A 26,369-nucleotide genomic window follows, 5' to 3' on the forward strand; every position below is an offset into this window, starting at 1 on the left:
TTTTGCGTTGGTCTCCAAAATTTGCGCGGATTCATAGACTTCTTGTAAGCCAACTTCTAACCTTTTCGCGTCCGCAGAGTCCCCACGAGCCGCAAGGACGTATGTCTGTGACACTCCCCACCGGACCCCCACGAGGCCGCCTGCTCCGGCGCGGCATCTCCGCCTCCCTCTCTCTCGCACTCGCCGTGGCCGGGACGGCCGCGGCGGTGGTGCTCTCCACCGCGCCCGCCGCCCAGGCGGCGGCGGTCCCCGCGCCCTCCCCCATCAATGTCCCCGGCCGCGGCGCCACGGTGCCGTTCAAGGAACAGGAAGCCGAGTACGCCGCCACCAACGGCTCCCTGATCGGCCCCAACCGCCTGTACGGCACGCTGCCCTCGGAAGCCTCGGGCCGGCAGGCCGTGACGCTCGACGCGGTCGGCGAGTATGTGGAGTTCACCCTCACCGCCCCGGCGAACGCGATGTCGTTCCGCTACTCGCTGCCGGACAACGCGGCGGGCACCGGCCGGGACGCCACCATCGATCTGCGGGTCAACGGAACGTCCCTCAAGAGCGTGCCGGTGACCTCCAAGTACGGCTGGTACTACGGCGGTTATCCGTTCAACAACAACCCGGGCGACACGAACCCGCACCACTTCTACGACGAGACCCGCACCATGTTCGGGTCGACGCTGCCGGCCGGTACGAAGGTCCGGCTCCAGGTCTCCTCGACCGCCGCGTCGCCGACGTTCACCATCGACCTCGCCGACTTCGAGCAGGTGGCCGCGCCGATCGGCAAGCCCTCGGGCGCCCTCGACGTGGTGACCGACTTCGGCGCGGACCCGAGCGGCGCCGCCGACTCGACGGCCAAGATCCAGGCGGCGGTCGACGCGGGCCGTACGCAGGGCAGAGAGGTCTACATACCGCAGGGCACCTTCCAGGTGCGCGACCACATCATCGTCGACAAGGTCACGCTGCGCGGCGCGGGTCCCTGGTACAGCGTGCTGACCGGACGTGACCCGTCCGACCGCAGCAAGGCCGTCGGTGTCTACGGCAAGTACGCCAACGCGGGCGGCAGCAGCAATGTCACCCTCAAGGACTTCGCCATCATGGGCGACATCCGTGAGCGCGTGGACAACGACCAGGTCAACGCCATCGGTGGCGCCATGTCCAACTCGGTCGTCGACAACGTCTGGATGCAGCACACCAAGTGCGGCGCCTGGATGGACGGCCCGATGGACAACTTCACCATCAAGAACAGCCGCATCCTCGACCAGACCGCGGACGGCGTCAACTTCCACATGGGCGTGACCAACTCGACGGTCACCAACACCTTTGTGCGCAACACCGGTGACGACGGGCTGGCCATGTGGGCCGAGAACGTCCCGAACGTGAAGAACAAGTTCACGTTCAACACCGTGATCCTGCCGATCCTGGCGAACAACATCGTCACGTACGGCGGCAGGGACATCACCATCTCCGACAACGTCATGTCGGACACCATCACCAACGGCGGCGGGCTGCATATCGCCAACCGCTACCCCGGCGTCAACTCCGGTCAGGGCACGGCGGTCTCCGGCACCACCACCGCCGCGCGCAACACCCTGATCCGGGCCGGGAACAATGACTACAACTGGCGCTTCGGCGTCGGCGCGATCTGGTTCAGCGGTCTCAACGAACCGATCAACGCCACCATCAACATCACCGACAGCGAGGTCCTGGACAGCTCCTACGCCGCCATCCATCTGATCGAGGGCGCGACGAACGGGCTGCGCTTCAACAACATCCGGATCGACGGCGCCGGTACGTACGCGCTCCAGATCCAGGCGCCGGGCACCGCCTCCTTCACCAATGTGACCGCCACCCACATCGCGCAGTCCAACCCGATCCACAACTGTGTGGGCAGCGGTTTCCAGATCACGCAGGGCGCGGGGAACTCGGGCTGGTACGCCAACCCGCCCGCGTGCACCGGTACATGGCCCGACCCGGTGTGGACCAACGGCGGTGTACCCGGCGGTCCCACCAACCCGCCCACCGACCCGCCGACGGACCCGCCGACGGACCCGGGCAATCTCGCGCAGGGCCGCCCGGTCACCGAGTCCGGGCACGCCGAGGTGTACGGCGCGGCCAACGCGGTCGACGGCAACCCCAACACGTACTGGGAGAGCACCAACAACGCCTTCCCGCAGACGATCACCGTCGACCTCGGCGCGTCGAAGGCGGTCAAGCGGGTGGTGCTGAAGCTGCCTCCGGCGGCGGCGTGGTCGACCCGCACCCAGACGCTCAGTGTGTCGGGGAGCACCAACAACTCCGCGTACAGCACGCTGAAGCCGTCGGCGGGCTACACCTTCAACCCGTCGAGCGGTAACACCGCGACGGTCACGCTGGACGGGACCCCGACCCGCTATCTGCGGCTGACGGTCACGGGCAACACCGGCTGGCCGGCCGCGCAGCTCTCCGAGCTGGAGGCATACAGCAGCTGAGCCGCGCACCACGCACGGAACGCCCGGCCGGGAGATCCCGGCCGGGCGTTCTCACGTACGGCTCGTCCACGGCTCACATACGCCTGGCGTCAGGAGCCACCACCGTCCAGACCGCCAGCGTCCGGGGCGTGGATGTCGTACGTGTTCAGCCGCCCGCACATGCCGAACCTGCCCTGGGCCGCCGGGAGCCGGGCGTGCAGACCCGCCTCGGTCAGATGCGTGGCGTCACCGGCGGCCAGCCGGTCGAGCTGGGCCCCGGTCTGCCGGGCCGCCTCGGCCGCGCCCGCCTCCCAGCGCGCCCGCCACTCCGCCACCCGGGGCCGCACGAGCGCGGCGGCCGACCGCTGGAAGTCGAGCAGGGGCTGCCGGTCACCCGCCTCCCACGCCGTGCGCAGCGCCACGAATCCCTCGATCGCGAGATCGCGCCGACGGCGCGCGGCGGCGGCCTGCTCGGGCTCCGCCGCGTCCGGGATGCGCACGGCCCGCGCGTAGGTGTCCGGGTCGGTGAGGTACCGGGGCGGCAGTGTCAGTACGGCGTCCCCGGCCTCGGGCAGACCGTTGTTCTGCATCAGGACGACGATCCGCAGCCCGTCCTCGTTGACGAGCCGGTGGATGGTGCCGGGCGTGAACCACACCAGCGCCCCCGGCGCCAGCGGTGTGGTGTCGAGGCCCGCGGGGCTGAGTGTCTGTACGGCGCCCCGGCCCTCGGTCACCACATACGCCTCGGAGCAGGTGAGATGCAGATGCGGGGTGCCACCGCACACTCCGTCGGCGGACTCCCAGTCGTACACGCTCAGATGCGAGACCGCGACCGCCCCGGGGAGCCCGGAGAACCCGGTCGCCCGGCTCACCACGACCGCCGCTCAAGATACGGGACGATGTCGTCGCGTTCCCAGCGGCCGTCGGCCACGATCACCCGCCAGCGCCGGGTCAGTGTGTCGCCCGGCTGGAGGACCAGTTCCTCGAAGAAGGCCCAGGAGGCGGCGACGGCCGCGAACGGATCGCTGCGTACGAACCAGTGGGAGGGATGCTGTCCGCCCGCCCCGGTGTGGTCGTTCTCCGGCGCGTGCGCGAAGACGAGGGTGGCCTCTCCGTCGATGCCGTCGAACTCACCGCTGTACGCGACCCACGGTGCCTGGGTCCCCATCAGTTCCTCCCCCTCCAGCCCGGGGCCGAGCAGCCGCCCGCCCCGGAAGGCCCGCGGCCCGCGCCAGAAGAGACCGGTGTAGCCGGCCAGTTCGCGCCCCTCGGTGGTGGGGCTGCCGAGGCGCAGCGGCTCGTCGCGCCGGTTGGTGATGGCGCCGGACCAGGTCAGCGTCCACGCGCCGGCCTCGGTGTCGACGTCATGGATCTCGATACGGCGCGCCTCGTCGGCCCACGCGTCGCCGTCGTGGTTGCGCCACACCAGCCGCTCGGCGATGACGGCGCGCTCCGCGTCGGCGGACACCTCGTCGAAGCCTTCGTGGCTCATCGAGCCGACGCGCTCCGGCAGCGCGAGGTAACCCTCGCCGTGTACGTACGAGTTGCCGCCCCACAGGTTCTGTCCCGACAGATGGGAGGCGGTGAGCTGGAGTCCCTTGTGCCAGCGGTGGTCGTTGGGGCGGTAGTCCGTGACCACGCCGCCCGACAGCGTGCGCAGCGGATGCAGATACGGCTTGGCGGCCTCCCACGCCGCCTCGGGCCGGTAGACGTAGCTGAGCAGGGCGACCCCACCGGACCGCAGCTCGATCCGGTCATCGTGGGTGTGGGACAGCCGCAGTCCTGGGCCGGTGCGGACCGCCGCCGTGTCCGGGGCGTCCCAGGTGTCCGGCGTTGCTGACATGGTCATACGGGGATCTCCGTCGCGGGGAGCGGGCGCGGCGGTGCCCAGCCGGGGACGCCGCCGTGCAGGGCCGTGTGGAAGGGGTCGCCGGGGACGATCTCGCCGGCCCTGACGGTCGTGCCGGTGAACGCCGACTTGTAGAGCGCGGTGATCAGTTCGAGGCTGGTCCGGCCGTCGGCCCCGCTGGCGCGCGGCCGGCGTCCGGCCCGCAGATCGGCGACGAGGGAACGGAGCTGCGCCAGATGCGAGCTGGGCACGTCCTCGCCCGGATCGCGCCAGCGTGCCAGTTCCGCGGCGTCCACCTCGGGGGCCGGGGTGATCCGCCAGTCGTCGTTGGTGTACCCGTACAGATGCGTCAGTTCGACGGTGGCGCGCTCGCAGTCGACGCGGATACGGCTGACCTCGTCCGGGCTGAGCACGCTGTTGACGACGGTGGCCAGCGCCCCGTTCCCGAAGCGTACGAGCGCCGTGGAGACGTCCTCGGTCTCGACGTCGTGCACCAGACGGCCCGCCATGGCGCGTACCTCGGTCCAGGGCCCGAGCAGTTCGAGCAGCAGATCCATCTGGTGGATGCCATGGCCCATCGCGGGGCCGCCGCCCTCGCCGGCCCAGTTGCCGCGCCACGGCACGGCGTAGTAGGCGGTGTCGCGGTACCAGGTGGTCTGGCAGTGGGCGACCAGCGGACGGCCCATCGCACGGTCGGCGATCAGGGAGCGCACATGGCGGGCGCCGGAGCCGAACCGGTGCTGGAAGACGATCGAGGCGTACGGCCCGCCGCCGCCCGTGCCGTCCTCGGCCGCCTCGATGGCGTCGAACTCGGCGAGCGAGGGGCACGGCGGCTTCTCGCACCACACCCAGGCGCCGGAGCGCAGCGCGGCCACGGTCTGCTCGCGGTGGAAGACGGGGGGCGTACAGATCGTGACCAGATCGGGGCGCCGCTCGTCGAGCATGCGGTCGAGATCGGTGTACGGACGCGGGACATCGGGGCCGCCGCCTTCGGCGCAGAACGCCCGTACGGCCTCCTCGTCGATGTCGAAGGCGGCGACGATCTCGATCTCGTCGCGGAGCGCGCGAAGGGCCGGGAGATGCGCGCCTCTGGCGATCCCTCCCGTGCCGATGACGGCGGCGCGAATCCGCCGGCCGGTCAGGTCGCGTGCAGGCTCGTGTACCAGGTCGCGCGGAGACGTCGCGAACACCCCCTCTTCGCACTCCGGATCCTGTGCGTCACCGGATCCTTCGCGCGCTCTTCGCACACTCGGACGCTCGGACAGCAAGCGCTTTCCACGAGAAACGTAGGATGGCCGTACAACGATGTCAACGGGTGCGGCCCGCCCCGAGGGGCGGGCCGCACCGGACGTGCTTTGCGGACAGGACCTAGGCCGAGCGCCTAGGCCGAGCGCCTGGCGAGCACCGCCTGGATCGCCTTGCCGCCGCCCGCGCGGGGCCGTACGGTCACGCGCTCCGCCAGTCGCTGGACCATCGGCCAGCCGAACCCGCCGCTCCGGCCGGTGAGGTCGGGCGTGCGGTCCAGTGGTGGGGCGGGGCTGGGATCGTTCACCACGATCTGGAGGCTGCCGCGATCCGCGCGCAGCTGCAAAGAGGTCACCTCCCCCGCGTGACGCAGAGCGTTGGTGACCAGTTCGGAGACCACCAGCACCAGATTCTGGGTGGTGTGCGGGGACGGCGCCGGGCTCAGACCGGCGATGAATCCATACGTCACGTCCCTGGCCTCGGCCGCCACTTCGGGCTGACAGGACCACTCGATATGATCGAGGGGCTGGTCGTCGTGCGTCAGCGGGTGGTACATCGGGCTCACCCCGTCGGTTTGGGCTTCTCTCGCGGCCATCTCCTCCCGTCGTTTACCCCAGCAATCGACAGCGAAGAGCCCGAGAGCGCCTTTCTTCGTACGGGGGCCGTCAGGCCCTCGGCCCGAGGGCCGTCACCCCGCCGGGTCGGTCACCGCGAGGGCGTCCTCGACCGTTCCGTACACGGGCAGCGCCTGCTCCAGCCCGATGACGTCGAACAACCGACGCACGAAAGCGGAGGGCTGGGCCAGCCGCAGCCGCGCGCCCAGCTCACCACGCGCCTGGAGCAATACGTTCACCGTGGTGGAGTCGGCGAAGTCGACGCCGGACAAGTCCACGACGACGGGCCCCGCCACCGTCCGGCCCGCCTCCCCCACCGCGGGGGCGAGTGGGGTGATGCTCTCCAGGTCGAGATCACCATGGAGGGCGAGAACGATGGCGTCACCGACCTGTCTCGCGGTCATGCGCATGGTCTGACCTGCACTGTGCTGAGGTTGCACGGGGATCCTTCGGGTGCCTGACGGAGGGGCGGAAGAGCACCTCGCAAGAGACACGATAGAAGTGATAGTTGCCATTTGACAACATTCCCTCCTGCGCAACAATCTGTTCACTGTTTCCGCACAACACCCGTGCACGACGCTGAGTGTGTCCCAGCCAGGAAGTGGGCCTGAATGAAGCTACGCGCTGTCCGCCACGTGGCTCCGTCCGGAATCGGCGGGTGCGCCGTCCACGGCTCCGAGACGCTCGTTCGCCGCCGCGCGGAACGCCGCCAGGCCCTCCGTGAGCGTCATGATGTCCGAGGGATCCATCTGCTCCAGCACGAGTCCGACCTCACGGGTACGGAAGGCGCGGTACTCGTCCAGCACCTGGTGACCCCGGAGGCTCAGCCTCAGCTCGACCTCACGCCGGCTCGTCGGGCTGGGCGAACGGACCACCAGCCCCATGGCCTCCATCCGGTCGCAGAGCCTGCTCAACGAGGAAGGACGCGAGCCGAGGACCTCTCCCAGCGCGCGCAGATTCGCGCCCTCGCGCTTTTCGATGACGAGAAGGGCCCGTAGTTGGGAAGGCGAGACCGGTCCGGACGGCGCGGCCTCCTGACCACGCCCCCACAGCACCTCAAGCAGCTCCGAGGCGGCGCAGGCGGCCTCGGCGACCTGTTCGCTCGGGTACGGCTGACCGGTGAAACGGGACATCGATCCACCCTTTCATCCGCGATGGGCCTTTGTCAGCCCGGACGGATCCGCCCCTGGAAGAAGAAGGCCTGAACGACAGTGACTCTACTCGCGGATGTGGAAAGAGCGGTCCGCTCAGCGGCGCCGCATGCCCTGGTGGACGCGCTCCGTGGCGCGCTCGCCACGGCATACGGCGCGGCATCCGTACAGCTCTATCTCGCGGACTACGGACTCACGGTGCTCCAGCGGGTCGACGCGGTCACCGGCCGCGCCGAGCGGCGGCCGCCGGCACCGACGCTGTCACTGCACAACTCCCCGGAGGGCCGGGCCTTCGGCAGCCAGGAGCCGCGCGAGCAGCAGGTGCGGCACGGGGACGCGGTGGACCACCATCTGCCGGTCACCGTCCGCGGCGAGCGGCTCGGCATTCTCACGGTCCGGCTGCCGGGCGAACGCTCCACCCCGGACACCGTGGAGGATCTGACGCAGGTGGCCGAGCTGCTCGGCCACGAGCTCCTGGTGGCCGAGCGGGACACCGATCTCTACCAGCGGGCGCGCCGGACGGCCCGGCTGACGCTGGCGGCCGAGATGCAGTGGGAGCTGCTCCCGGCGCGGGCCTGTACCGCGCGGGAGTACGCCATCGGCGCGCAGCTGGAGCCCGCCTACGCCATCCACGGCGACAACTTCGACTGGGCGGCGGACGCCGACGAGCTGACGCTCGCGGTGACCAATGGAATGGGCGAGGGGATCCAGGCGTCCCTGCTCACCAATCTCGCCGTCAACGCCCTGCGCAATGCCCGCCGGGCCGGGATCGGAATCGCGGACCAGGCGTCGCTGGCGGACCAGGCGCTGTACGAGCAGCACCGGGGCGCGTCGTACGTGTCCACGCTGCTGCTCCGGTTCGAGCTCGCCACGGGACGGGTCGAGGCGGTGGACGCCGGTTCGCCGCGGCTGTGGCGGCAGCGGGACAAGATCGTGGAGCGCATCGCGCTCGACGCGCAGCTGCCGCTCGGCATGTTCGAGGAGTCGGACTATGTGGCGCAGACGTTCCAGGTGATGCCGGGTGACCGGCTGCTGTTCGTCAGTGACGGGGTGTACGCGGCGGTCTCGCCCCGGGGAGAGGTCTACGGGGAACGGGCACTGGCGCGGGCGATCAGCTCGACGAGTCTGCTGCCCGCGGCGATGGTGCCGCGCGCGGTGCTCCGCGAGCTGGCCGCCTATCGCGAGACCGAGTCGACGGACGACGCGCTGGTGCTCTGCCTGGACTGGTTCGGCAGGACGGAGGAGTGCGGGGCGGAGGGGTAGGGGACGGGCCTCACGGGGTCAGGTCGACACCCGGCGGCGCTCCAGGTCGAAGGCGGCCTGGACGCGCTTGCCGACCGGGACCCGTTCGGCGCTGAGGCGGTCGGCCAGCGCGTGGACGATCTCCAGACCGTGTCCGCCCAGTCGGCCGGGGTCCCGCTCGTAGCGGTGCGGGAGGGTCGTGCTGCTGTCGTACACCGTGACGAGCACCTGCTGGTCCGTGCCCTCCAGCTCCAGCAGATACGGTCCATGGCTGTGCCGCTCGGCGTTGGTGACCAGCTCGCTGACGACGAGCAGCAGGTCTCCTGTCGTGCGCTCCCCGAGCGCGGCGAACCACTCCGCCTCCAGCTGTTGCAGGAAGCGGACGGCGAGCATCCTGGCCGCGGCGATACAGCCGGGCTCTCCACTGAATTCGGCCGCCTTGCGCAGTGGCCGCACGGCGTCCGTGAATGCGGCACCGTCGATGGACCGTTCGTTCATATTTCTTCCCCGCGCACCTGTGAGGGCGATCGGGGCCCCCTTCTGGATCCCCTTATGCCCCCACACGCCGTCGGTATGCTCACCGGTTTCGTGAAGGGGGTCACGTACGCCCCGGGAGGCGAACCACGCTCACGAAGAACTCGTCGATCTGCCGGACCGCGGCGATGAACTGATCCAGGTCGACCGGCTTGGTCACATACGCGTTGGCGTGCAGTTTGTAGCTGCGGAGGATGTCCTCCTCGGCGGACGAGGTGGTCAGTACGACGACGGGGATGTGCGCGAGATCGGGATCCGTCTTGATCCGCTCCAGCACCTGGCGTCCGTCGTACTTCGGCAGATTGAGGTCGAGCAGGACGAGATCCGGCCGTGGCGCGTTCTCATAGGCACCGCGCCGGTACAGGAAGTCGAGGGCCTCCTCCCCGTCGCGCGCCACATGGAGGGTGTTGCGGATCTTGTTGTCCTCGAACGCCTCACGGGTCATCAGCTCGTCGCCCGCGTCGTCCTCCACGAGGAGGACCTCGATCGGCTGTACGGAGGGGTTCGGTCCGGTCGTGCTGTTCATGAGGTGACTCCCGGTGGGGTGGTCGCTGGTACGTCGCCGTCACCGGCCCGCTCGCCCGCGGACAGCTCGGGGTTCTGTGTCCCTGTCCGTGCTTCTTCCGGTCTCCGCTCCTCCGTATTCTCCGCCGTCGTCACCGGTTCCCCGGATTCGTCGGCCTCTTCGATGACGGGCAGCGTGAAGGGGATACACGTGCCGCCCTCCGGTCCCGGCTCCAGCCGGATCCGGCCGCCGTGGAACTCGACGATCTTGCGCGAGAGCGCGAGACCGATGCCGGTTCCCTCGTACTCGTCCCTGGCGTGGAGCCGCTGGAAGATGACGAAGACCTTCTCGGCGAACTCGGGCGCGACACCGATGCCGTTGTCCGAGACGGTCAGCTGCCACATGTCGCCGTCGCGCGTGCATCCGATGGTGATCCGGCAGGGTACGTCGGGCCTGCGGAACTTGATCGCGTTGCCCACCAGGTTCTGCCACAGCATGGTGAGTGTGGTCGGATCGCCGGTCACCTCGGGCAGCGGGTCGTCCCGTACGACCGTGACGTCCTCCTCCTCGATCACCAGGGCCAGATTGGCCAGCGCGCGGTCCAGGGACGCGTCCAGCTCGACGGTCCGCCACGTGTCATGGACCCGTCCCACCCGGGAGAAGGTGAGCAGATCGTTGATCAGCACCTGCATGCGCTTGGCGCCGTCGACCGCGAAGTCGATGTACTGCTTGCCGCGGCCGTCCAGCTGATCGCCGTAACGCTTCTCCAGCAGCTGGCAGAACGAGGCGACCTTCCGCAGCGGCTCCTGGAGGTCGTGCGAGGCGACATACGCGAACTGCTCCAGCTCGGAGTTCGAGCGGCGCAGTTCCTCGGCCTGTTCGGCGAGCAGGGCCTCACGCGAGCGCGTCGCGGCGATCTCGTCGGCGAGGCGCGCTCGCATGTCCTCGACGGCGGCGCCCACGGACCGGAGATCGGACGGGCCTCCGACCTGGATGCGCCGGTCGAACGCCCCGGCGCGTACGTCGTCGGACGCGGTCCGCAGGGCGTTCAGCGGCCGGCCCACCATGTGGTGCAGTACGAGGGCGAGGCCCACGACCGCCAGGACGAAGAAGGCGAGGATCGCGACGAACACGGCGTCGCGCAGCGAGCGGGCGCCGTTGAGCTCCGCCCGCGCCTGGTCCCTGGCCGTGTCGAGATGGCTCTGTTGCAGGGCGAAGAGGTCACGCAGTTCGTCGAACCGTGCCTTGCTCCCCGTCACCCGGTCCGCCGAGGCCGCCTCGGCGCCCCGTGTCCGTACGGACGCGATGAGCGGTTCCGCCGCCTCGCGCCGCCACCGTTCCGCGGCGTGGGTGATGCGGGCGAGGTCCGCGTGCAACGGGGAGTCGGACGCCAGGATGGAGTCGATCCGCCGGGTGAACGTCCGCTCGTCCCGGCGGCCCTGCTCGTACGGCGTGAGGAAGGACGGATCGGCGGTCAGCGCGAAGCCGCGCACGCCGGTCTCCTGGTCCAGCAGGGACTTCTGCAACTGGAACGCGCTGGAGCGGGCGGGCTGGATATGGTCGACGATCTCGTTGGTGCGGTCGTTCGTCCTCGACAGCAGCAGACCGCCGACGACGGTGCAGCCGCAGACCACCAGCACCAGGGCGGCCAGAATCAGCCGCATCCAGCCCTGTACCGACAGCCGGGCGCTCACCTCGCGCCATCCCGGGGCCCGGCGGGGGGTCGTGCTCACCATGTCGTGCTCACCATGTCGTCCTCGCTCTCCCTGTTTCGCCCCAGCCCAGGTGGAGGACGGCCACATCGTCCGCGAGTCCGCCGTAGGGGGCCGCGCCCTCGGCGGCCTCTTCGATCAGTGTGTCGACGAAGGCGTTCGCCGGCAGCGCGCTGTGCCGTCCGGCCACTTCGAGCAGACCGTCCTCCCCGAGCCGGGTCGTGGGACCCGTACGTCCTTCGAACAGGCCGTCGGTGAAGACCACCACCTGGCCGCCGGGCGGCAGCGGAAGCGTGGTCTCGGTCCAGCTTCCCGTGCCCGGCAGCAGACCGAGGGCCATGCCGACGGGCGGCTCCTCCCAGCGGACCTCGCCGCGATCCCGGACGAGCAGACCCGGATGGCCCGCGCGTACGACCCGTACCTCCCGGCCACCGGGCGGGAATACCAGCGAGCTGACGGTGGTGAAGAGATGGTGGTCGGACCGTTCGGCGACGAGGATCTCCTCCAGGAGCGGGACCAGGTCCTGCGGCTCGGTCCCGCACAGTACGGCCGTACGCCAGGCGACCCGCAGACAGACCCCGAGGGCCGCTTCCGCGGCGCCGTGCCCCGATACGTCCCCTATCACCGCGTGCACCGCGCCGTCCTCGGTCTGGACGACGTCGTAGAAGTCACCGCTCAGCAGACCGTGGGCGCGTCCGGGCTCGTACCGGGCGATCACCTCGAAGTCGTCTCCGCGCAGCAGCGGAACGGGCAGCAGTCCGCGTTCGAGCCGGGCGTTCTCCTTGGCCATCAGCTCGTTCGCGCGCAGCGCGGCGGTCGCCTGTTCGACCTGCTTGCGCTGGAGGGCGTAGCGAACAGCCCTGCCCAACGCCTCCGGGTCGATCCTCCCCTTGACGAGATAGTCCTGCGCACCGGTCGCCACGGCCGCGAGCCCGGCTTCGCCCTCCGCCATGCCCGTCAGGACCACGATGGCGGCGTCCGGGGCCGTGCGGAGGATACGGGTGACGGCATCGACGCCGTGCACGTCGGGCAGATGGAGATCGAGCAGGACACAGACGGGGGTGGTGCGGCCGGTGAGGAAGCGCTGCCCCTCGGCCAGTGACTGGCACCAGGTGAAAGAGGAATCGAGGTCGCTGTCGGTGAGCATCTCCTCGACGAGCAGCGCGTCGCCCGCGTCGTCCTCCACGAGCAGGATCTCGGCGTCGACGGACCAGAGGGAGTCGCGTGCGACCGCGGCGGCGCTCTGCGACACGTCGGGGGGCGGCGCGGGCGTGGTGATGATCCCGCCGGTACGCCGGCCCCGCGCGGGACGCGCGGTCCGCGACGAGAGGCCCACGGGCAACTCGGCCACACTCCACCCCCTCACCCGGCGGCGCTGTTCGACCAGCGCCGTTCCGGCGGGAAGCATATGCGACAACCGGAGCGCCGATCCGCGCGGCACCCCCGCGGCGGTGCGCCGTTCCGTGGACAAATGCCAGGTCAGGACAGGTTCGCTCGCGAATGGATCGATCCCGGCTGGAGGGGATTGCGCCCCGCGCCGCGGGGGAGGACCGTTGCGTAGGACCACGGTGCTGGGCCGCAGTGCCGAGAATCACCTCGCCAGGACGCCCGGTATGCCGCTATGACCCCTTCTTCTCCCGATCCGCTGACCATCATCGTCACCACCCCCCGCTCCGACACGGTCGAGGTGCGGCTCGACGGCGAGATGGACGACGAGACCTCGTACGAAGTGGTGGACACCGTACGGCAGTTGCTGCGCGTCCACCGGGGCGTGAGCCGGCTGGAGCTGCACTGCGGTCCCGCCATGACGGGGGACTCCACGGGGCTGGCCGCGCTGCTGATCATCAGACGTCTCGCGGAGGCCGATGACGTCCGTCTCATCCTGACCGGACGGCATACCCCGACCGGCGAGGGCGGGCCCGGCTGACCGGCCGGATCAGGGCGGCCCGGCCAGGACGGACCGTGCTTTCGCGGCGCGTACGGCGGCGGTGAGGGCGTCGATGTCGTACGCGCCCTGATGGCGTCGTCCGTTGACGAAGAACGTGGGAGTGCCCGACACACCGCTCGTATCGGCGCTCTCGACATCCTCGGCGACTCGCGCGGACCCCTTGTGCGACCGCAGATCCCGGTGGAAGCGGTCCGTGTCCAGTCCGAGCTCCTCCGCGTAGCCGAGCAGGTCGGAGGGGCGCAGGGCGTCCTGGCGGCCGAGCAGCAGATCGTGCATCTCCCAGAAGGCGCCCTGTTCCGCCGCGGCCGCGGCGGCCTCCGCCGCGAGCTGGGCGTTCGGGTGGACGTCGTTGAGCGGGAGATGACGCCAGACGTACCGGACGTCCCCGAAATCGGCGAGCAGCTCGCGGATCACCGGCTCGGCCTGCCCGCAGAACGGGCATTCGAAGTCGCCGTACTCGACCACGGTCACCGGTGCCTCGCGCGGTCCGCGCACATGGTCGCGGTCCGGGTCCACCGGTTCGGAGAGATCGACGATCTCCTCGGCGCTGCCCAGCAGGGCCTGGATCCGCCGCTGCCGGGGCAGCGCTCCGATCACGCGTGTGACGAGCCAGGTGGTGGCGAACGAGCAGATCACCGCGGCGAGAATGCCGATCTTGGCCTGCTCCAGCTGTTCGCTGTCGAAGGCGAGGGTGGCGATCAGCAGCGAGACCGTGAAGCCGACACCGGCGAGGGTGCCGCCGGCCGTGATGGCGCCCCAGCCGACCGGGGGGCGCAGCCGCCCGTGGCTCAGCCGGGTCGTCAGCAGCGAGGAGCCGAGGATGCCGAGGGGTTTGCCCAGTACGTAGCCGCACAGGATGCCGAGGGTGATCGGCGACTCGAAGGCCCGCGCCAGCTGGGTTCCGCTGATGGTGATACCGGCGTTGGCGAGCGCGAACACGGGCACGATCACATAGCTCGTCCAGGGGTGGTACATGCGCTGGAGCCGCTCGTTCGGTGAGATCGCCGAGGCGATCCCTTGCCGCGCCGTGCGTTCCAGCTCCGGTGTCGGCTGTTCGCGGAAGAGCCGGAACAGTCCGCTCGCCCGCTCCAGATCGCTGCGCGAGGCGGGGTACGCGAAGGTCACCAGGCCCATCGCGAGACCGGTGACGACCGGGTCGACCCCGGACTCCAGCATCGCCACCCAGATGGCCACCGCCAGCACGCCGTACACCACGCCCCGGCGCACTCCCCAGGTCCGCAGCAGCAGGACGAGACCGAAGATCAGCACGGCCACGATCAGCGCGACCAGATGGACGCGCCCGCTGTAGGCGACCGCGATCACGGCGAGCGCCACGAAGTCGTCCACGACGGCGACGGTCAGGATGAAGATCCGCAGCCCGCGCGGCAGCCGCCTGCCGAAGACCGCGAGCATGCCGAGCGCGAACGCCGTGTCCGTGGACATGGCGGCGCCCCAGCCGTGCACCGAGGCGTGCCCGGCGTTGAAGGCGAGAAAGACGGCGACCGGTACGAGCATGCCGCTGACGCCGGCGAGCACCGGGAGCGTGACCCGTTTCCGTTCGCGCAGTTCCCCCATGTCGAACTCACGGCGGGCCTCCAGCCCGACGACGAAGAAGAACAGCGTCATGAGTCCGCTGTTCACCCACTCGCGCAGCCCCAGCGAGATCCCGGCGGAGCCGATACGGACCGAGAGCACCGTCCGCCAGAACTCCTCGTACGTACCCGGGCCCGCGTTGGCCCAGACGAGCGCCGCGAGGGCCGCGGCGAGCAGGACGGCCGCGCTGCCCGTCTCCGTACGCAGGAAGTCACGCAACGGGGTGCGCATCTCGTCGCCGCGCTCGGTCTGGCCGGAGAGGTTCGGGAGCGCCGGGTCCACAGTCACCTCGCCATTCTCCTGCGGCCCCGGCGCGACGGCCCGCCGGGGGAACCGGGCCCGGCCCGGCTCAGTCCCGCCGCGCGCGCAGGCCGGCCAGGGCCGTCGCCACATGGTGCTGCGCGAGCGCTTCGGCGGCCGCGCTGTCGTGGGCGCGCAGTGCCTGTACGAGACGGCGGTGCTGGAGGTAGCGGTCCTCCGCGCCGAACTCCGCGCTGTCCAGCCGTTCCAGGGTCCGTTCGACGCGCTCCCGCGGGGTGAAGACCCGGGTTTGGGCGAGCAGCGCGGTCAGTACGGGGTTGCCGCAGGCCTCCTCCAGCGCGGCGTCGAAGGAGCGCAGGACAGCCATCAGCGCGGGCACCTGCGACGCGACGGAGAGCCCCGCTCCCTGGCGCTGGTCGATCGTGAGCGCGATCTCGTCGGCTTCGTCCAACAGGGCGTCCAGGCCGTCCAGTTGCGCGTCGGTCGCCTTCGTGGCGGCGAAGCGCGCCACGAGGCCGCGCAGCGCGGCCTCGACCTCGGAGATCTCCTCGGGCGTGGAGGGGGCGAGCTCCGCGACGCGCAGAGTGCGTGGCCCGGTCCGTTCGACGAGGCGGTCCTGCTCCAGCCGGCGCAGCGCTTCCCGTACGGGTGTGGGGCTGACGGACAGCATGGCGGCGAGACCGCGCTCCGTGATGCGCGCTCCCCGCTCCAACTCCCCCACCGCGATGGCGTCCCGCAGAGCGGCGTACGCGCGGTCGGCCAGTGTTTCGTTCTTCAGCTCGCCGAGGACCTTGACCACCATGCCCGCGATGCTACACGATCCCGGCATCGCACATAGCAAAATTCATCTCTGTGAAACTTGCTATAGCATCGATCCATGAGATCCACCCTCTCCGGGAGCTTTCATGCCGAGCCGCACCCCTCCCGTCTCCCTCACCGGCCGGACACCCTTCAGCTGGCGGGTCCCCGCCCTGATATCACTGGCCGTCTTCGCCCAGGAGTCCACCTGGAACTTCTATGACGCGCAGGTACCGCCCCTTCTCAGGAACCATGTCTCCAGCGCGGCCCTGATCGGGCTGCTGATGGGCCTGGACAACGTCCTGGGCATCTTCGTCCAGCCATGGATGGGCAGCAGGTCCGACCGCACCCGCACCCGATGGGGCCGGCGGATCCCCTACATCGTGGCCGGCACACCGGTCGCGGCCGTGCTGTTCATGGCCCTTCCGTTCACCACCTCGTTCCCCGCGCTGCTGGCGGTGATGTTCCTGTACGCGCTGGTCGCCAACAGCTATAAACCCGTGGCCGAGGCGCTGATGCCGGACTTCGTCGCCGCCGAACACCGCAGCAAGGCCAACGCGCTCACCAGGATCGCGGCCAGTCTGACGATCGTCGTCTCCTCACTGGTGAGCGTCCTGCTCGTGGACCACGATCTGAAGCTGGCGTTCGCGGTCCCCGCCCTGCTGATGATCGCGGCCGTCGGCGTTCTCGTACTGACCGTCAAGGAACAGCGCGCGCCCGCCTATCAGGAGGCGGTCGCGGACACCGTCGCGCCCAACGGGCCGGCGTCGGCCCGACTGCGCGACGTGCTGGGCGAGTTGCTGCGTGACCGCGACCGCGGCCGGGTATGGATGCTCACCGTCGTCTTCCTTGTGGCGGGTGCCTGGGCCGCCTCACGGGCCCTGATGACCCCGTACGGCACGGAGGTCCTCGGGCTGACCAAGGGCCGGGCCGGCGGGCTCGGGCTGCCGGGCGGGCTCGCGTTCATCATCGCGGCGTTTCCCGTCGCCCTGCTCGCGGGACGGGTGGGCCGGCTCCGGCTCATCCGCTGGGGCCTGGTGCTGTTCATCGGCGCGATGGTGCTGGGCGTGCTGGTCCGTACGCCGCTCGGGACGAGCGCGGCGGTCGTGCTCGGTGCCGTCGGCTACGCCGCGTTCTCCGTCAACGCCGTCGTCGTGCTGTGGGATCTCGCCCCGTCCCGCAGGGTCCTGGGCACCTACACCGCGCTGTACGGCGTCGGCAACGCCACCGGCTCCGCCCTCGGGCCGGCCCTGGTCGGCTCGCTCGTCGACCTCACCGGCTGGACGTATCTCCTGCTCGATGTCGCGCTCGTCGCGGCCCTGGCACTCTTCGCCCTCACCCGTATCAGCCGTATCACCCCCGTCGGTCGTACCGGCGGCGAGGACGCCTGCCCGGACGCCGCGGACGTTCCCGCCTCATCACCTCCCCCCTCTTCGACACCTCCCCCTTCTTCGACAGAGAGCCACTGACATGGAATTCCGTATCCTCGCGCCCACCGGAGTCCTCGGCGCGGGTTTCGACGCGGACGCCTTCCGGCGCGGCGTCGCCGCCCGTCCGCAGGTGATCGCCTGTGACGCCGGGTCGACCGACAGCGGACCCGCGGCCCTCGGCTCCGGGGTGTCGAAGCTGTCGGCCGAGGCGGTCGTACGCGATCTGCGGCTACTGCTGAGGGCCCGTCAGGAGCTGGGCGTACCGCTGATCATCGGCTCGTGCGGGACCAGCGGGCGGGACACCGGGGTGGACTGGACCGCCGGGCTGCTGCGCCGCATCGCCGCCGAGGAGGGCCTGCGCTTCACCCTCGGCCTGATCTACTCCGACCAGTCGGCGGACCGTCTCCAGGGTCTGTGGGACGCCGGACGGATCCGTGCCCTTCCACACGCGCCCGCCATCGACCGTGACACCTTCGGGCTGGGGCCCGTCGTCGCCATGATGGGCGTCGAGCCCCTCCAGCAGGCGCTGCGCGAGGGGTGTGACGTGATCCTCGCCGGACGGGCCAGTGACACCGCGCTGTTCGCCGCGTATCCCCATCTGCACGGCGCCGACCCCGGGCTGACCTGGCACGCGGCCAAGACCGTCGAATGCGGCGCGGCCTGCGCCATACCCCCGTCCGCCAACGGGCTGCTGGTCCGCCTCCGTGACGATCACTTCGATGTCGAGACGCTGCTGCCGGGCACCCGGCTCACGCCGCGCTCGGTCGCCGCTCACACCCTGTACGAGAACGCCGACCCGTATCTGATCACCGAGCCGTCCGGGGTCCTGGACACCACCCATGCCCGCTACACGGCCGTCGACGAGCGCACCGTACGGGTCGCCGGGGCGCTGTACCACCCGTCGCCGGAGTACACCGTCAAGCTGGAGGGCGCCCAACTGGCCGGTCATCAGACCGTGATGATCGGCGGGATCCGGGACAAGGTCGTGATCGACCGGCTCCCCGAGCTGCTGCCCATGGCCCGCGCCTACTTCGACGCCAAGATCCTGGACGTGTTCGACGGCCGGATCGACCCGGCCGACGTCGACATCGACTACCGGCTCTACGGGGCCGGGGCGGTCCTCGGCGCGCATGAGCCCGCGGTCCTGGACCCCGCCGAACTCGGCGTGCTGATCACGGTGACCGCACCCGATCAGAGCACCGCGCACGCGGTGAGCACCTTCGTCGCGCACGCGAGTTCCCATCTGCCCCTTCCCGAGTACGAGGGGATGGTCAGCACGATCGCCTACCCGTTCTCGCCGCCCGAGACGGACCGGGGGCCGCTGTACCGCTTCACCCTCAACCATGTCGCGGTCGGGGTCGGCCCCACCGAGTTGTTCCGCACAACGACCGAGGAGATCCGATAACGATGGCCACCCTGCTCGACTACTGCTCCCTGGTCCGCTCCAAGAACGCCGGACCGTTCACCCTCACCTTCGACTTCATGTGCCACGACGAGCACACCTACCGGTCGCTGGTGGCTCTCGACGTGCTCAGCACCGCTCTGTTCGCCGACCTGTTCGACACCGATGTCTCCGAGGTCCGGGTCATCGCGCACCCGCTCGCCCTCGCCGTCAAGGTGTCGCTGCCGAGACCCACCGTCCAGGGCAGCGTGCGCGACTCGGACTGCTACGCCGGTCAGCAGTACGCGCCGCTGCTGGAGATGAAGCTGCCGGATCCCGGCCGTCCGGTGTGACGGCCGAGGCCGTCAAGCAATCGTCAGGCCGAGGTGAGGGGTGCCGTCAACCGGCCGTCCTTTGATGAGGACGTTCTTCCCCTCCCTCCCGGAAAGAGGCTGTGACCATGGCTTCCCTGCTCCATCGATGGGGCGCGTTCGCGGTGCGCAACTGCCGTGCCGTGCTGGCCGCGTGGCTGTTCGTCATCGCCTCGACAGCGGCCCTGGGGCTCACGTTCTCCGGCACCTTCGAGTCGAGCTCGGAGATCCCCGGCTCCACCGCGCGGAGCGCGCTGGAGAGGATGGACCGCCACTTCGGCGCCTCCGGCCGGCAGTCCGCGCGGATCGTCTTCGAAGCACCCGCGGGCACCACGCTGAAGGCCCCCTCGAAGGCCGGCGCCCTCAAGCGCACGCTCAGCGCCGCCGCCACCGTCCCAGGAGTGACCTCGGTCAGCGATCCGGCCCGCACGGGGGCCGTCTCCGGCGACGGGCGGACGGCCGTGGCCCAGGTCGAGTTCTCGGTGCCGAAGGACACCGACATCGGGGCGGCGGAGCTGAACGCGCTGGAGGACACCGCCGCGGGCAGTCGAGCCGCCGGAATCGACGTGGTCTTCGGCGGCGACGCCTACAAGCGGTCCAGCGCTCCGGTCGGGCCGATGGAGGGGGTCGGCGTGCTGGTCGCGCTGGCCGTCCTCGCCGTCACTTTCGGGTCGCTGCTCGCGGCGGGCATGCCCCTGATCACGGCCCTGGCCTCGGTCGCGGCCAGTATGGCGGGGCTTGTGGGGCTGTCCTCCGTGGCCGGGATCTCGGACAAGGCGCCCACGCTGGCGGTGATGCTGGGGCTGGCCGTGGGCATCGACTACGCCCTGTTCATCGTCTCGCGCCACCGTACGGAACTGGCCCGGGGCCGCGGCGTCAAGGAAGCGGCGGCCCACGCGACCGCGACAGCCGGCGGCGCCGTGGCCTTCGCCGGGCTGACCGTGATCATCGCGCTGGCCGGTCTGACGGTCGCCGGGGTACCGGTGCTCACCTCCATGGGCCTCAGCGCCGCGGCGGCGGTGGCCGTCGCGGTCGCCATGTCCCTGGGGCTGCTGCCGGCTCTGCTGGCGCTGGCCGGCGAACGGCTCCGGCCGGGTCCCCGCTCGCGGGCCGCGCACAGGATCCGGCGTGCCGCCGCTTCCGACGGCCGGCCCACGATGGGCGCCCGCTGGGTCGGGGGCGTCGTACGCCATCCCTGGCGGACGGTGGTCGCCGTCGCCCTGGGCCTCGCGGTCCTCGCGCTCCCCGCCACGCGACTCCAGCTGGCGCTGAGCGACGACGGCACCGAACCGCGCGGTACGGCGGCACGTCAGAGCTACGACAGGATCAGCGAGGCGTTCGGCCCCGGTGCCAACGGTCCCCTGGTGGTCCTGGTGACCGGCGCGCCGCCTGGCACACTGAAGCCGACCGGTGACAGCGTCGCCGAACAGATCGCCGACGTACCCGGTGTCGCGAGCGTCGGCCCCGCCGACTACTCCCCCGACGGCGCCGCGGCCCGGGTGCAGGTCATCCCGGCGACCGGTCCCCGCGATCCGGCCACCGGCGACCTGGTCACCCGGCTCCAGGAGCGCACCGCTCCGATCGCCGCCCTGACAAGCAGCGACATCGCGGTGACCGGACAGACCGCCGTCAGTATCGAGGTCTCCGCCAAACTCAGCGGCGCGCTGCTGCCGTTCGGAGCCGTGGTGGCCGGACTCTCGCTGCTGCTTCTGATGGCCGCCTTCCGCTCCCTCGCCATTCCCGTCAAGGCCACGATCGGCTTCCTGCTGTCGGTGGGCGCCTCGTTCGGCGCGATCGTCGCCGTATTCCAGTGGGGGTGGCTCGCCGACACCCTCGGGGTGCCCACGACGGGGCCGGTCGCCAGCTTCGTCCCGATCATCGTGATGGCCGTACTGTTCGGTCTGGCCATGGACTACGAGGTCTTCCTCGTCTCGGCCGTGCGCGAGGAGTACGTCAGGACCCGGCGGGCGCGCGCTGCCATCACCGGCGGGGCCCAGCACGCCTCCCGGGTGGTCACCGCCGCCGCGCTGATCATGGTCGCGGTGTTCGCGAGCTTCCTGTTCACCCATGACGCCACGATCATGCCGATCGCCCTCGCGCTGGCCGTCGGCGTGCTCATCGACGCCTTCGTCGTACGGATGACACTGGTCCCGGCCGTTCTGGCCCTGCTCGGTGACCGCGCCTGGTGGCTGCCCCGCCGTCTGGACGCCTGGCTGCCCGATCTCGATGTCGAGGGCGCGCGGCTCGAAGACGTACGGCCGGAAACTGTCGTACCGCGGCTTCACCCGGCGACCGAACCGGTGATCGCGGAACCGGACCGCACCGCTGCCCAGGACGTCTCGCCATGAGCACCCCGGACACGGTCCTCGTCGTGGACGACGACGCGGGCATCCGCGATCTGCTGACCTCGGCCCTGCGCTACGCGGGCTTCGACGTCCGCCTCGCCCGTGATGTGCCCGAGGCCCTGGACGGGCTCTCCCGGCACGCCCCCGACGCCGTCGTCCTCGACGTGGGCCTGCCCGGGGGCGGGGACGGCTTCGATGTCCTCCAGCTGATCCGTTCGCGCGGGGTCACCACACCGGTGCTGTTCCTGACCTCCAGGGACGCCATCGAGGACCGTGTCCGGGGCCTGCGCCTCGGCGGCGACGACTACGTCACCAAACCCTTCAGCGTGGTGGAGGTCGGGGCCCGTCTACAGGCCCTCATCCGCCGTTCGCGCGGCACCGCGAGCGGCGTCGACGACGGCATCCTCCGCTACGCCGATCTCGAACTCGACGAGCGCCGGTACACCGTCCACCGCGCCGGCGACCGGGTCGACCTGTCCCCCACCGAATTCCGGCTGCTGCGCTTCCTCCTCTCCCACCCCGGACATGTGATGACCAGATCCCAGATCCTCGAAGCTGTCTGGCAGTACGACTTCGGCGGCGACTCCGTCGTCGTCGAGCGATTCATCTCCAATCTGCGGCGGAAGCTCGACCAGGGGCGTGAACCCCTGCTGCACACCGTCCGCGGTATCGGCTACAGCCTGCGCCGCCCCGCCGGATGAAGAGACCCGCGTGGCTCCCCACGTTCGCGTCCCGGCGGCCGGCGACCCTTCGCGGACGGCTCCTCGTCGGCGTCATCGTCCTGCTGGCCGCCGGGCTCGTCGGCAACTCCGCCATCAGCGCCCTGACCCTGCGCGACTATCTGCGGCACCGCGCGGAAGTCACCCTGAGCGAAGCCGGCGACCGCGTTCACCGCATGCTGGACGGACAGCCCCAGACGGTCAACGGCGGGCAACTGGCCGCCCTGGTCGAGCCGATCCTCGGCATCACGGTCATCAGCGTCGGCGGCACCGTCGCCGCACAGGCGGGAACCGGCGTCCCCGGCACGATCAACGAGCTGACCGCGGGACGGCTCGACCGGACCGTCTCCTTCACCGACGCCGAAGCACTCCCCGACCTGATCGCCCTGCGCATCCCCACCGCCGGACTGACCGTCGACACGGGCGAACGGCGGGTGGCGGCCTCCGCCGTCATCCTGACCATGAGAACGGACATCGACCGGATGACCGTCGCCGACTTCGTCTCCGGTCAGGCCACCACCGTCGGTCTCACGCTGGTCCTGGGTGGCGCCACCGCGCTGTTCATCCTGAAGATCGGGCTGCGTCCTCTCGGCCGGATGGCGGACACCGCGGACGCCATCGCCTCCGGAGCTCTGAACCAACGGCTCCCCACGCACGGGAAACACACCGAAACAGCCCGTCTGGCCATCGCCGTCAACCACGCGTTCGACGCGCAGGCCCGCGCGGAGAGCAATATCCGCGCCTTCGCCGCCGACGCCTCTCACGAGCTGCGCACACCGCTGGCCACCATCTCCGGCTGGCTGGACCTCTACCACCAGGGCGGTCTGACCACGGGCGCCGAGCTGAACCGGGCGCTGGAGCGGGTCGACGGCGAGGTCGGCAGAATGCGGCTCCTCGTCGAGGAGTTGTCCCTGCTCGCCCGTCTCGACGCCGGCCGGCCACTGGAGACCTGCGAGGTCGAACTGCGGAGCCTGGCCACCGATGTCGTCCAGGACGCCGGTGTCGTCGCCCCGGACCGGGCCCTTCACCTCCACGCGCCCCTGCCGGTCCGGGTGACCGGGGACCGGCCCAGGCTCCAGCAGGTCCTTCACAACCTCGTCGGCAACGCGATCCAGCACACCCCGCCCGGTACGGCCATCCACGTCGCCGTCGAACGGACCGGATCCCGCGCGACCGTCGAAGTCATCGACCGGGGCCCGGGTATCCCGCCGGACGACCTCGCCCGTGTCTTCGACCGTTTCTGGCGGGCGGACTCCGGCCGGGGCCGCGCCCACGGCGGCTCGGGACTCGGTCTGTCCATCGTGCGCGCCATCGTCCACGCCCACCACGGAACCGTGGACATCAGGTCCCGGGCCGGTGCCGGAACGACGGTCGCGGTCACACTGCCCGTCAGATCGCCCGTCGCCGACACGTCCCGGTCTCCGCGAGAGCGGGAATAACGGGAGAAAACGGGCCGGAGGGGGACGATCGTAGGGTCTCCCCCGCCCCCCGGGGCGGGTCCCCGCGGGCGGCAACCGCCCGGCCTCGTTCGAAAGGACCTCCCGTGCTCCCACTGGACGGCATCACCGTGATCTCTGTCGAGCAGGCGGTCGCCGCCCCGTTCGCCACCCGTCAGCTCGCCGACCTGGGCGCCCGGGTCATCAAGGTGGAGCGGCCGGGAACCGGCGACTTCGCCCGTGGCTACGACGAGACGGTCCGGGGCATGTCCAGCCACTTCGTGTGGCTCAACCGCGGCAAGGAGTCCATCGCCCTCGATCTGAAGCGGCCCGAGGACGCCTCGGTGCTCCGGCGGCTCATCGGCCGGGCCGATGTGTTCGTACAGAACCTCGCCCCGGGCGCGGCGGGCCGGCTGGGCCTGGACACCACGACACTCGCCGGCGCCCATCCCCGGCTCGTCGTGTGCGCCATCTCCGGCTACGGAACCGGCGGCCCCTACACGGACCGGAAGGCGTACGACCTGCTGGTGCAGTGCGAGTCCGGGGCGATGTCACTGACGGGCACGGCGGAGGTGCCCGCGAAGATCGGCATCCCGGTCGCCGACATCGCCGCCGCGATGTACGCGTACAGCGGCATCCTCACGGCGCTCTACGAACGCGAACGCACCGGCCGGGGAAGCGCCCTCGAAGTGTCGATGCTGGAGGCGCTCGGCGAGTGGATGGGGTACCCCGGCTACTTCACCCGCTACGGCGGCGCGCAGCCGCCGCGTTCGGGCGCCGAGCACGCCGCCATCGCCCCCTACGGTCCGTACGCGACGCGCGAGGGGGTACGCGTCTTCCTCGGCGTCCAGAACGAGCGCGAGTGGGAGGACTTCTGCGCGCGGGTCCTGGTCGCGCCCCGCCTCGCCACCGACCCCCGGTTCGCGAGCAACTCCCTGCGGGTGGAGAACCGCGACGCGCTGCGGACCCGGATCGAGGAGCGCTTCGCCACGTTGAGCGCCGACGAGGCCGAGCGGCGTCTCGAATCGGCCCGCATCGCCCATGCCCGGCTGCGCGATGTGGCGGAGTTCGCGGAACACCCGCAGCTCGCCGCGCGGAACCGCTGGCGCGTCGTGGACTCCCCCGTGGGCCCGCTCGACGCGCTCCTGCCGCCGGTCACCGTCGCGGGCCGGGAGCCGAGGATGGGGCGCGTACCGGCCCTGGACGAGGACCGCAGGCGCATCCTGGCGGAACTCGACTCGACGGCGACGCGCCACGGTGTCACTCGGGGCGTTTCCGAGGATGTCTCCGAGGGCGTCTCTCAGGGGGCCTGACACAACGGATGCGGCGCCCGCCCCCGCCCCCGTGCCGGGCTCCCGGCCCCCGGCTCCCGGCTACTCGGCGGCGTAGGCAACGTCCCGCGAACCGCCGACCGGAAGCGTGACCGGTGGGAAGATCACCGCCCGCAGGGGTGCCAGCAGTTCATTGACGCGCGCGATCCCCTCGGGCGTTCCCAGGGGGAGCGGCGGTGTCGCCGAGGGTTTCAGCGCGTCGGGGGCGCGGCGGTCGCCGAAGAACATCAGGGACTCCTGGGGACGGTTGCGGCGCGCCTGCCAGCGCAGGCCCTGGGCCCAGGGGGCGCTGTCGCGCAAGTACCGGGCCCAGCGGCGGGTGAAGGCGTACTGCGGGCCGTCGGCCTCGACGAGCCAGCCGTCCTGGCACACGGCGGCCAGCTCCACCGCCGAGCACAGCGACACCACCCGCACATCCTCGGTGACCTCCAGCGCGGACAGGGTCCGCTCGGCGACCTCATGGCCGAGGATCACCCGTACCCCGAGCCTCAGGTCGAAGTCCCGGTCGCGCAGCAGCACTTCGGCGAGCGCCGTCGCCGGGTCGGGTGCGGCGTACAGGAACGGGTACGGGCTCTCGGTGACGCCGTCGAAGCGGGAGCCGCCGAAGTAGGGGTCCGCGGGACGGGGGTTGAACTCCGTCACCACTCGGGTGGATTTATGCACCCGCCACAGCACGGTTCCGGCGGGGACGGTGTGCGCGTGGGGGAAGACCGGTACGTCCGGCAGGGCCTGCGCGGTCATGTCAGTCCTCCCCCAGCGTCGCGCCGGCGCAGGCCAGCAGATCGTCGTCGCGGTCCGCGCCCAGCAGATCCGCGGGCGGGTCCCCCAGCCAGACGTTCGTGGCCAGCCACCAGGCGGTCACGCCCCACGGGTCGCGGTCGGCACCGAGCAATTGGTTGACCCGTACCACCACCTCCCGGGGCCGGCCCGAGGGCTCGAACTGGAAGCGGGGGAGGGCCGTCGCCCCTCCGGGCCGGTCCAGCCGGATGAGATCGCGCGCCGCCCCGTGCCGCCCCAGGGCGCGTGCCTCGTCGTCGCTGAGCACGGGTGTGGCAGCGAGTACACGCCGCCGGACGAGGTCCATGAGCGCGGCGGGTCCGGGGGCGGCGGCAGCGGCGTCCGTCATCGCGGTGTCCGTGGCGTCCTGGGGCTCGAAGGAGAGACCCGCGAGGGACAGGATGGCAGCCGCCTCGGCGTCGATGGCCGCCCGGTCCAGCACGTCGGGAGCGCGCCAGTTGGCCTGCCGCAGGATCGCCTGCGCCACCGGATGGTCGGGCGGGAGCGCTTCGGCGAGGGCGAGCAGCAGCCGCCTCGCGTACGGCTTCGGGTCACTGGCGGCCCGCATCCGCGCCTGGATCGAGGCGACTTCGGCCCGGCCGTCGGCGTCGAGCCGCGCCACCAGCTCGGCCAGGTGGTCCGCCACGATCCTGTTCAGGTCTTCCATGCTCATCGGCGTCAACTCCGGC

Annotated in this window: 24 protein-coding genes; 10 read left to right on the top strand and 14 right to left on the bottom strand. The window is 70.9% G+C overall.

The window, feature by feature from the left end; genetic code table 11:
• Window positions 1-101: 101 nt before the first annotated feature.
• Complete coding sequence (locus ACIOGX_RS23105) at window positions 102-2,459, top strand: discoidin domain-containing protein (protein WP_401915757.1); 2,358 nt, start codon at window positions 102-104, stop codon at window positions 2,457-2,459.
• 89 nt (window positions 2,460-2,548) lie between these two features.
• Here ACIOGX_RS23105 and ACIOGX_RS23110 read toward each other — a convergent pair whose 3' ends face one another.
• The 6 genes from ACIOGX_RS23110 to ACIOGX_RS23135 form a co-directional block, all read right to left on the bottom strand.
• Entirely contained in the window at window positions 2,549-3,310 is a 762-nt protein-coding gene (locus tag ACIOGX_RS23110) for a cupin domain-containing protein (RefSeq protein ID WP_401915759.1), read from the bottom strand.
• Window positions 3,307-4,281 (bottom strand): PmoA family protein, encoded by a 975-nt coding sequence (locus ACIOGX_RS23115; RefSeq protein ID WP_401762687.1) that lies wholly within the window; start codon window positions 4,279-4,281, stop codon window positions 3,307-3,309. Before ACIOGX_RS23115 ends, ACIOGX_RS23110 begins: the two co-directional genes overlap by 4 nt.
• A 2-nt stretch (window positions 4,282-4,283) precedes the next feature.
• Complete coding sequence (locus ACIOGX_RS23120) at window positions 4,284-5,477, bottom strand: Gfo/Idh/MocA family protein (RefSeq protein ID WP_401915761.1); 1,194 nt, start codon at window positions 5,475-5,477, stop codon at window positions 4,284-4,286.
• 191 nt (window positions 5,478-5,668) lie between these two features.
• A complete protein-coding gene (locus ACIOGX_RS23125) occupies window positions 5,669-6,088 on the bottom strand; it encodes an ATP-binding protein (protein WP_356508245.1) in 420 nt (139 codons plus the stop codon).
• A 132-nt stretch (window positions 6,089-6,220) separates the two neighbouring features.
• Window positions 6,221-6,556 (bottom strand): STAS domain-containing protein, encoded by a 336-nt coding sequence (locus ACIOGX_RS23130; RefSeq protein WP_356508126.1) that lies wholly within the window; start codon window positions 6,554-6,556, stop codon window positions 6,221-6,223.
• Window positions 6,557-6,763: 207 nt separating this feature from the next.
• Entirely contained in the window at window positions 6,764-7,279 is a 516-nt protein-coding gene (locus tag ACIOGX_RS23135; RefSeq protein ID WP_356508128.1) for a MarR family transcriptional regulator, read from the bottom strand.
• Between the two features lie 96 nt (window positions 7,280-7,375).
• Between ACIOGX_RS23135 and ACIOGX_RS23140 the strand changes: the two genes are divergently transcribed.
• On the top strand, window positions 7,376-8,560 hold the full coding sequence (locus ACIOGX_RS23140; RefSeq protein WP_401915765.1) for a PP2C family protein-serine/threonine phosphatase: 1,185 nt from the start codon (window positions 7,376-7,378) through the stop codon (window positions 8,558-8,560).
• A gap of 18 nt (window positions 8,561-8,578) precedes the next feature.
• Here ACIOGX_RS23140 and ACIOGX_RS23145 read toward each other — a convergent pair whose 3' ends face one another.
• The 4 genes from ACIOGX_RS23145 to ACIOGX_RS23160 all read right to left on the bottom strand — a co-directional run bounded on the left by ACIOGX_RS23145 (window position 8,579) and on the right by ACIOGX_RS23160 (window position 12,641).
• Complete coding sequence (locus ACIOGX_RS23145; protein ID WP_129768383.1) at window positions 8,579-9,037, bottom strand: ATP-binding protein; 459 nt, start codon at window positions 9,035-9,037, stop codon at window positions 8,579-8,581.
• 100 nt (window positions 9,038-9,137) lie between these two features.
• The gene (locus ACIOGX_RS23150) at window positions 9,138-9,599 is read right to left on the bottom strand and encodes a response regulator (protein WP_356508132.1); all 462 of its coding nucleotides are present in this window, start codon (window positions 9,597-9,599) and stop codon (window positions 9,138-9,140) included.
• Window positions 9,596-11,314: a CHASE3 domain-containing protein gene (locus ACIOGX_RS23155; protein ID WP_356508134.1), complete on the bottom strand. Its 1,719-nt coding sequence runs from the start codon at window positions 11,312-11,314 to the stop codon at window positions 9,596-9,598. The genes ACIOGX_RS23150 and ACIOGX_RS23155 overlap by 4 nt, the downstream gene beginning before the upstream one ends.
• A 7-nt stretch (window positions 11,315-11,321) precedes the next feature.
• Window positions 11,322-12,641 (bottom strand): PP2C family protein-serine/threonine phosphatase, encoded by a 1,320-nt coding sequence (locus tag ACIOGX_RS23160; protein WP_401761921.1) that lies wholly within the window; start codon window positions 12,639-12,641, stop codon window positions 11,322-11,324.
• A 270-nt stretch (window positions 12,642-12,911) separates the two neighbouring features.
• Here ACIOGX_RS23160 and ACIOGX_RS23165 point away from each other — a divergent pair, with 270 nt between their 5' ends.
• On the top strand, window positions 12,912-13,217 hold the full coding sequence (locus tag ACIOGX_RS23165; protein ID WP_401915770.1) for an STAS domain-containing protein: 306 nt from the start codon (window positions 12,912-12,914) through the stop codon (window positions 13,215-13,217).
• A gap of 9 nt (window positions 13,218-13,226) precedes the next feature.
• On the opposite strand, the gene nhaA is transcribed toward ACIOGX_RS23165, so the two are convergent.
• Both nhaA and ACIOGX_RS23175 read right to left on the bottom strand, forming a co-directional pair.
• Window positions 13,227-15,062 carry a Na+/H+ antiporter NhaA gene (gene nhaA / locus ACIOGX_RS23170; RefSeq protein WP_401915917.1) on the bottom strand — a complete coding sequence of 612 codons (1,836 nt, stop codon included), beginning with the start codon at window positions 15,060-15,062 and terminating at the stop codon, window positions 13,227-13,229.
• Between the two features lie 118 nt (window positions 15,063-15,180).
• On the bottom strand, window positions 15,181-15,894 hold the full coding sequence (locus tag ACIOGX_RS23175; protein ID WP_401915772.1) for a GntR family transcriptional regulator: 714 nt from the start codon (window positions 15,892-15,894) through the stop codon (window positions 15,181-15,183).
• 103 nt (window positions 15,895-15,997) lie between these two features.
• On the opposite strand from ACIOGX_RS23175, the gene ACIOGX_RS23180 reads away from it, so the two are divergent.
• The 7 genes from ACIOGX_RS23180 to ACIOGX_RS23210 all read left to right on the top strand — a co-directional run bounded on the left by ACIOGX_RS23180 (window position 15,998) and on the right by ACIOGX_RS23210 (window position 24,885).
• Window positions 15,998-17,359, top strand: coding sequence for an MFS transporter (locus ACIOGX_RS23180; RefSeq protein WP_401915774.1), 1,362 nt, complete (start codon window positions 15,998-16,000; stop codon window positions 17,357-17,359).
• A 1-nt stretch (window position 17,360) separates the two neighbouring features.
• Window positions 17,361-18,725 (top strand): acyclic terpene utilization AtuA family protein, encoded by a 1,365-nt coding sequence (locus tag ACIOGX_RS23185; RefSeq protein ID WP_401915776.1) that lies wholly within the window; start codon window positions 17,361-17,363, stop codon window positions 18,723-18,725.
• A 2-nt stretch (window positions 18,726-18,727) separates the two neighbouring features.
• Window positions 18,728-19,054 (top strand): DUF4387 domain-containing protein, encoded by a 327-nt coding sequence (locus tag ACIOGX_RS23190; RefSeq protein ID WP_401915779.1) that lies wholly within the window; start codon window positions 18,728-18,730, stop codon window positions 19,052-19,054.
• Window positions 19,055-19,161: 107 nt separating this feature from the next.
• On the top strand, window positions 19,162-21,420 hold the full coding sequence (locus tag ACIOGX_RS23195; RefSeq protein WP_401915782.1) for an MMPL family transporter: 2,259 nt from the start codon (window positions 19,162-19,164) through the stop codon (window positions 21,418-21,420).
• On the top strand, window positions 21,417-22,118 hold the full coding sequence (locus ACIOGX_RS23200) for a response regulator transcription factor (protein ID WP_383963824.1): 702 nt from the start codon (window positions 21,417-21,419) through the stop codon (window positions 22,116-22,118). Before ACIOGX_RS23195 ends, ACIOGX_RS23200 begins: the two co-directional genes overlap by 4 nt.
• On the top strand, window positions 22,115-23,575 hold the full coding sequence (locus ACIOGX_RS23205) for a sensor histidine kinase (RefSeq protein ID WP_401915784.1): 1,461 nt from the start codon (window positions 22,115-22,117) through the stop codon (window positions 23,573-23,575). Before ACIOGX_RS23200 ends, ACIOGX_RS23205 begins: the two co-directional genes overlap by 4 nt.
• A 104-nt stretch (window positions 23,576-23,679) precedes the next feature.
• Window positions 23,680-24,885, top strand: a complete 1,206-nt coding sequence (locus tag ACIOGX_RS23210; protein ID WP_401915787.1) for a CaiB/BaiF CoA transferase family protein — start codon at window positions 23,680-23,682, stop codon at window positions 24,883-24,885.
• Window positions 24,886-24,945: 60 nt separating this feature from the next.
• Here the strand turns inward: ACIOGX_RS23210 and ACIOGX_RS23215 are convergent, their stop codons facing one another.
• Together ACIOGX_RS23215 and ACIOGX_RS23220 are read right to left on the bottom strand one after the other, a co-directional pair.
• Window positions 24,946-25,644: an RES family NAD+ phosphorylase gene (locus tag ACIOGX_RS23215; protein WP_401915789.1), complete on the bottom strand. Its 699-nt coding sequence runs from the start codon at window positions 25,642-25,644 to the stop codon at window positions 24,946-24,948.
• 1 nt (window position 25,645) lies between these two features.
• Window positions 25,646-26,353, bottom strand: coding sequence for a hypothetical protein (locus ACIOGX_RS23220; protein ID WP_356508159.1), 708 nt, complete (start codon window positions 26,351-26,353; stop codon window positions 25,646-25,648).
• Window positions 26,354-26,369: the final 16 nt, after the last annotated feature.

Origin of the sequence: Streptomyces sp. NPDC088147 (assembly GCF_044741565.1) — a bacterium.
In the GTDB taxonomy this organism is placed as follows: domain Bacteria; phylum Actinomycetota; class Actinomycetes; order Streptomycetales; family Streptomycetaceae; genus Streptomyces.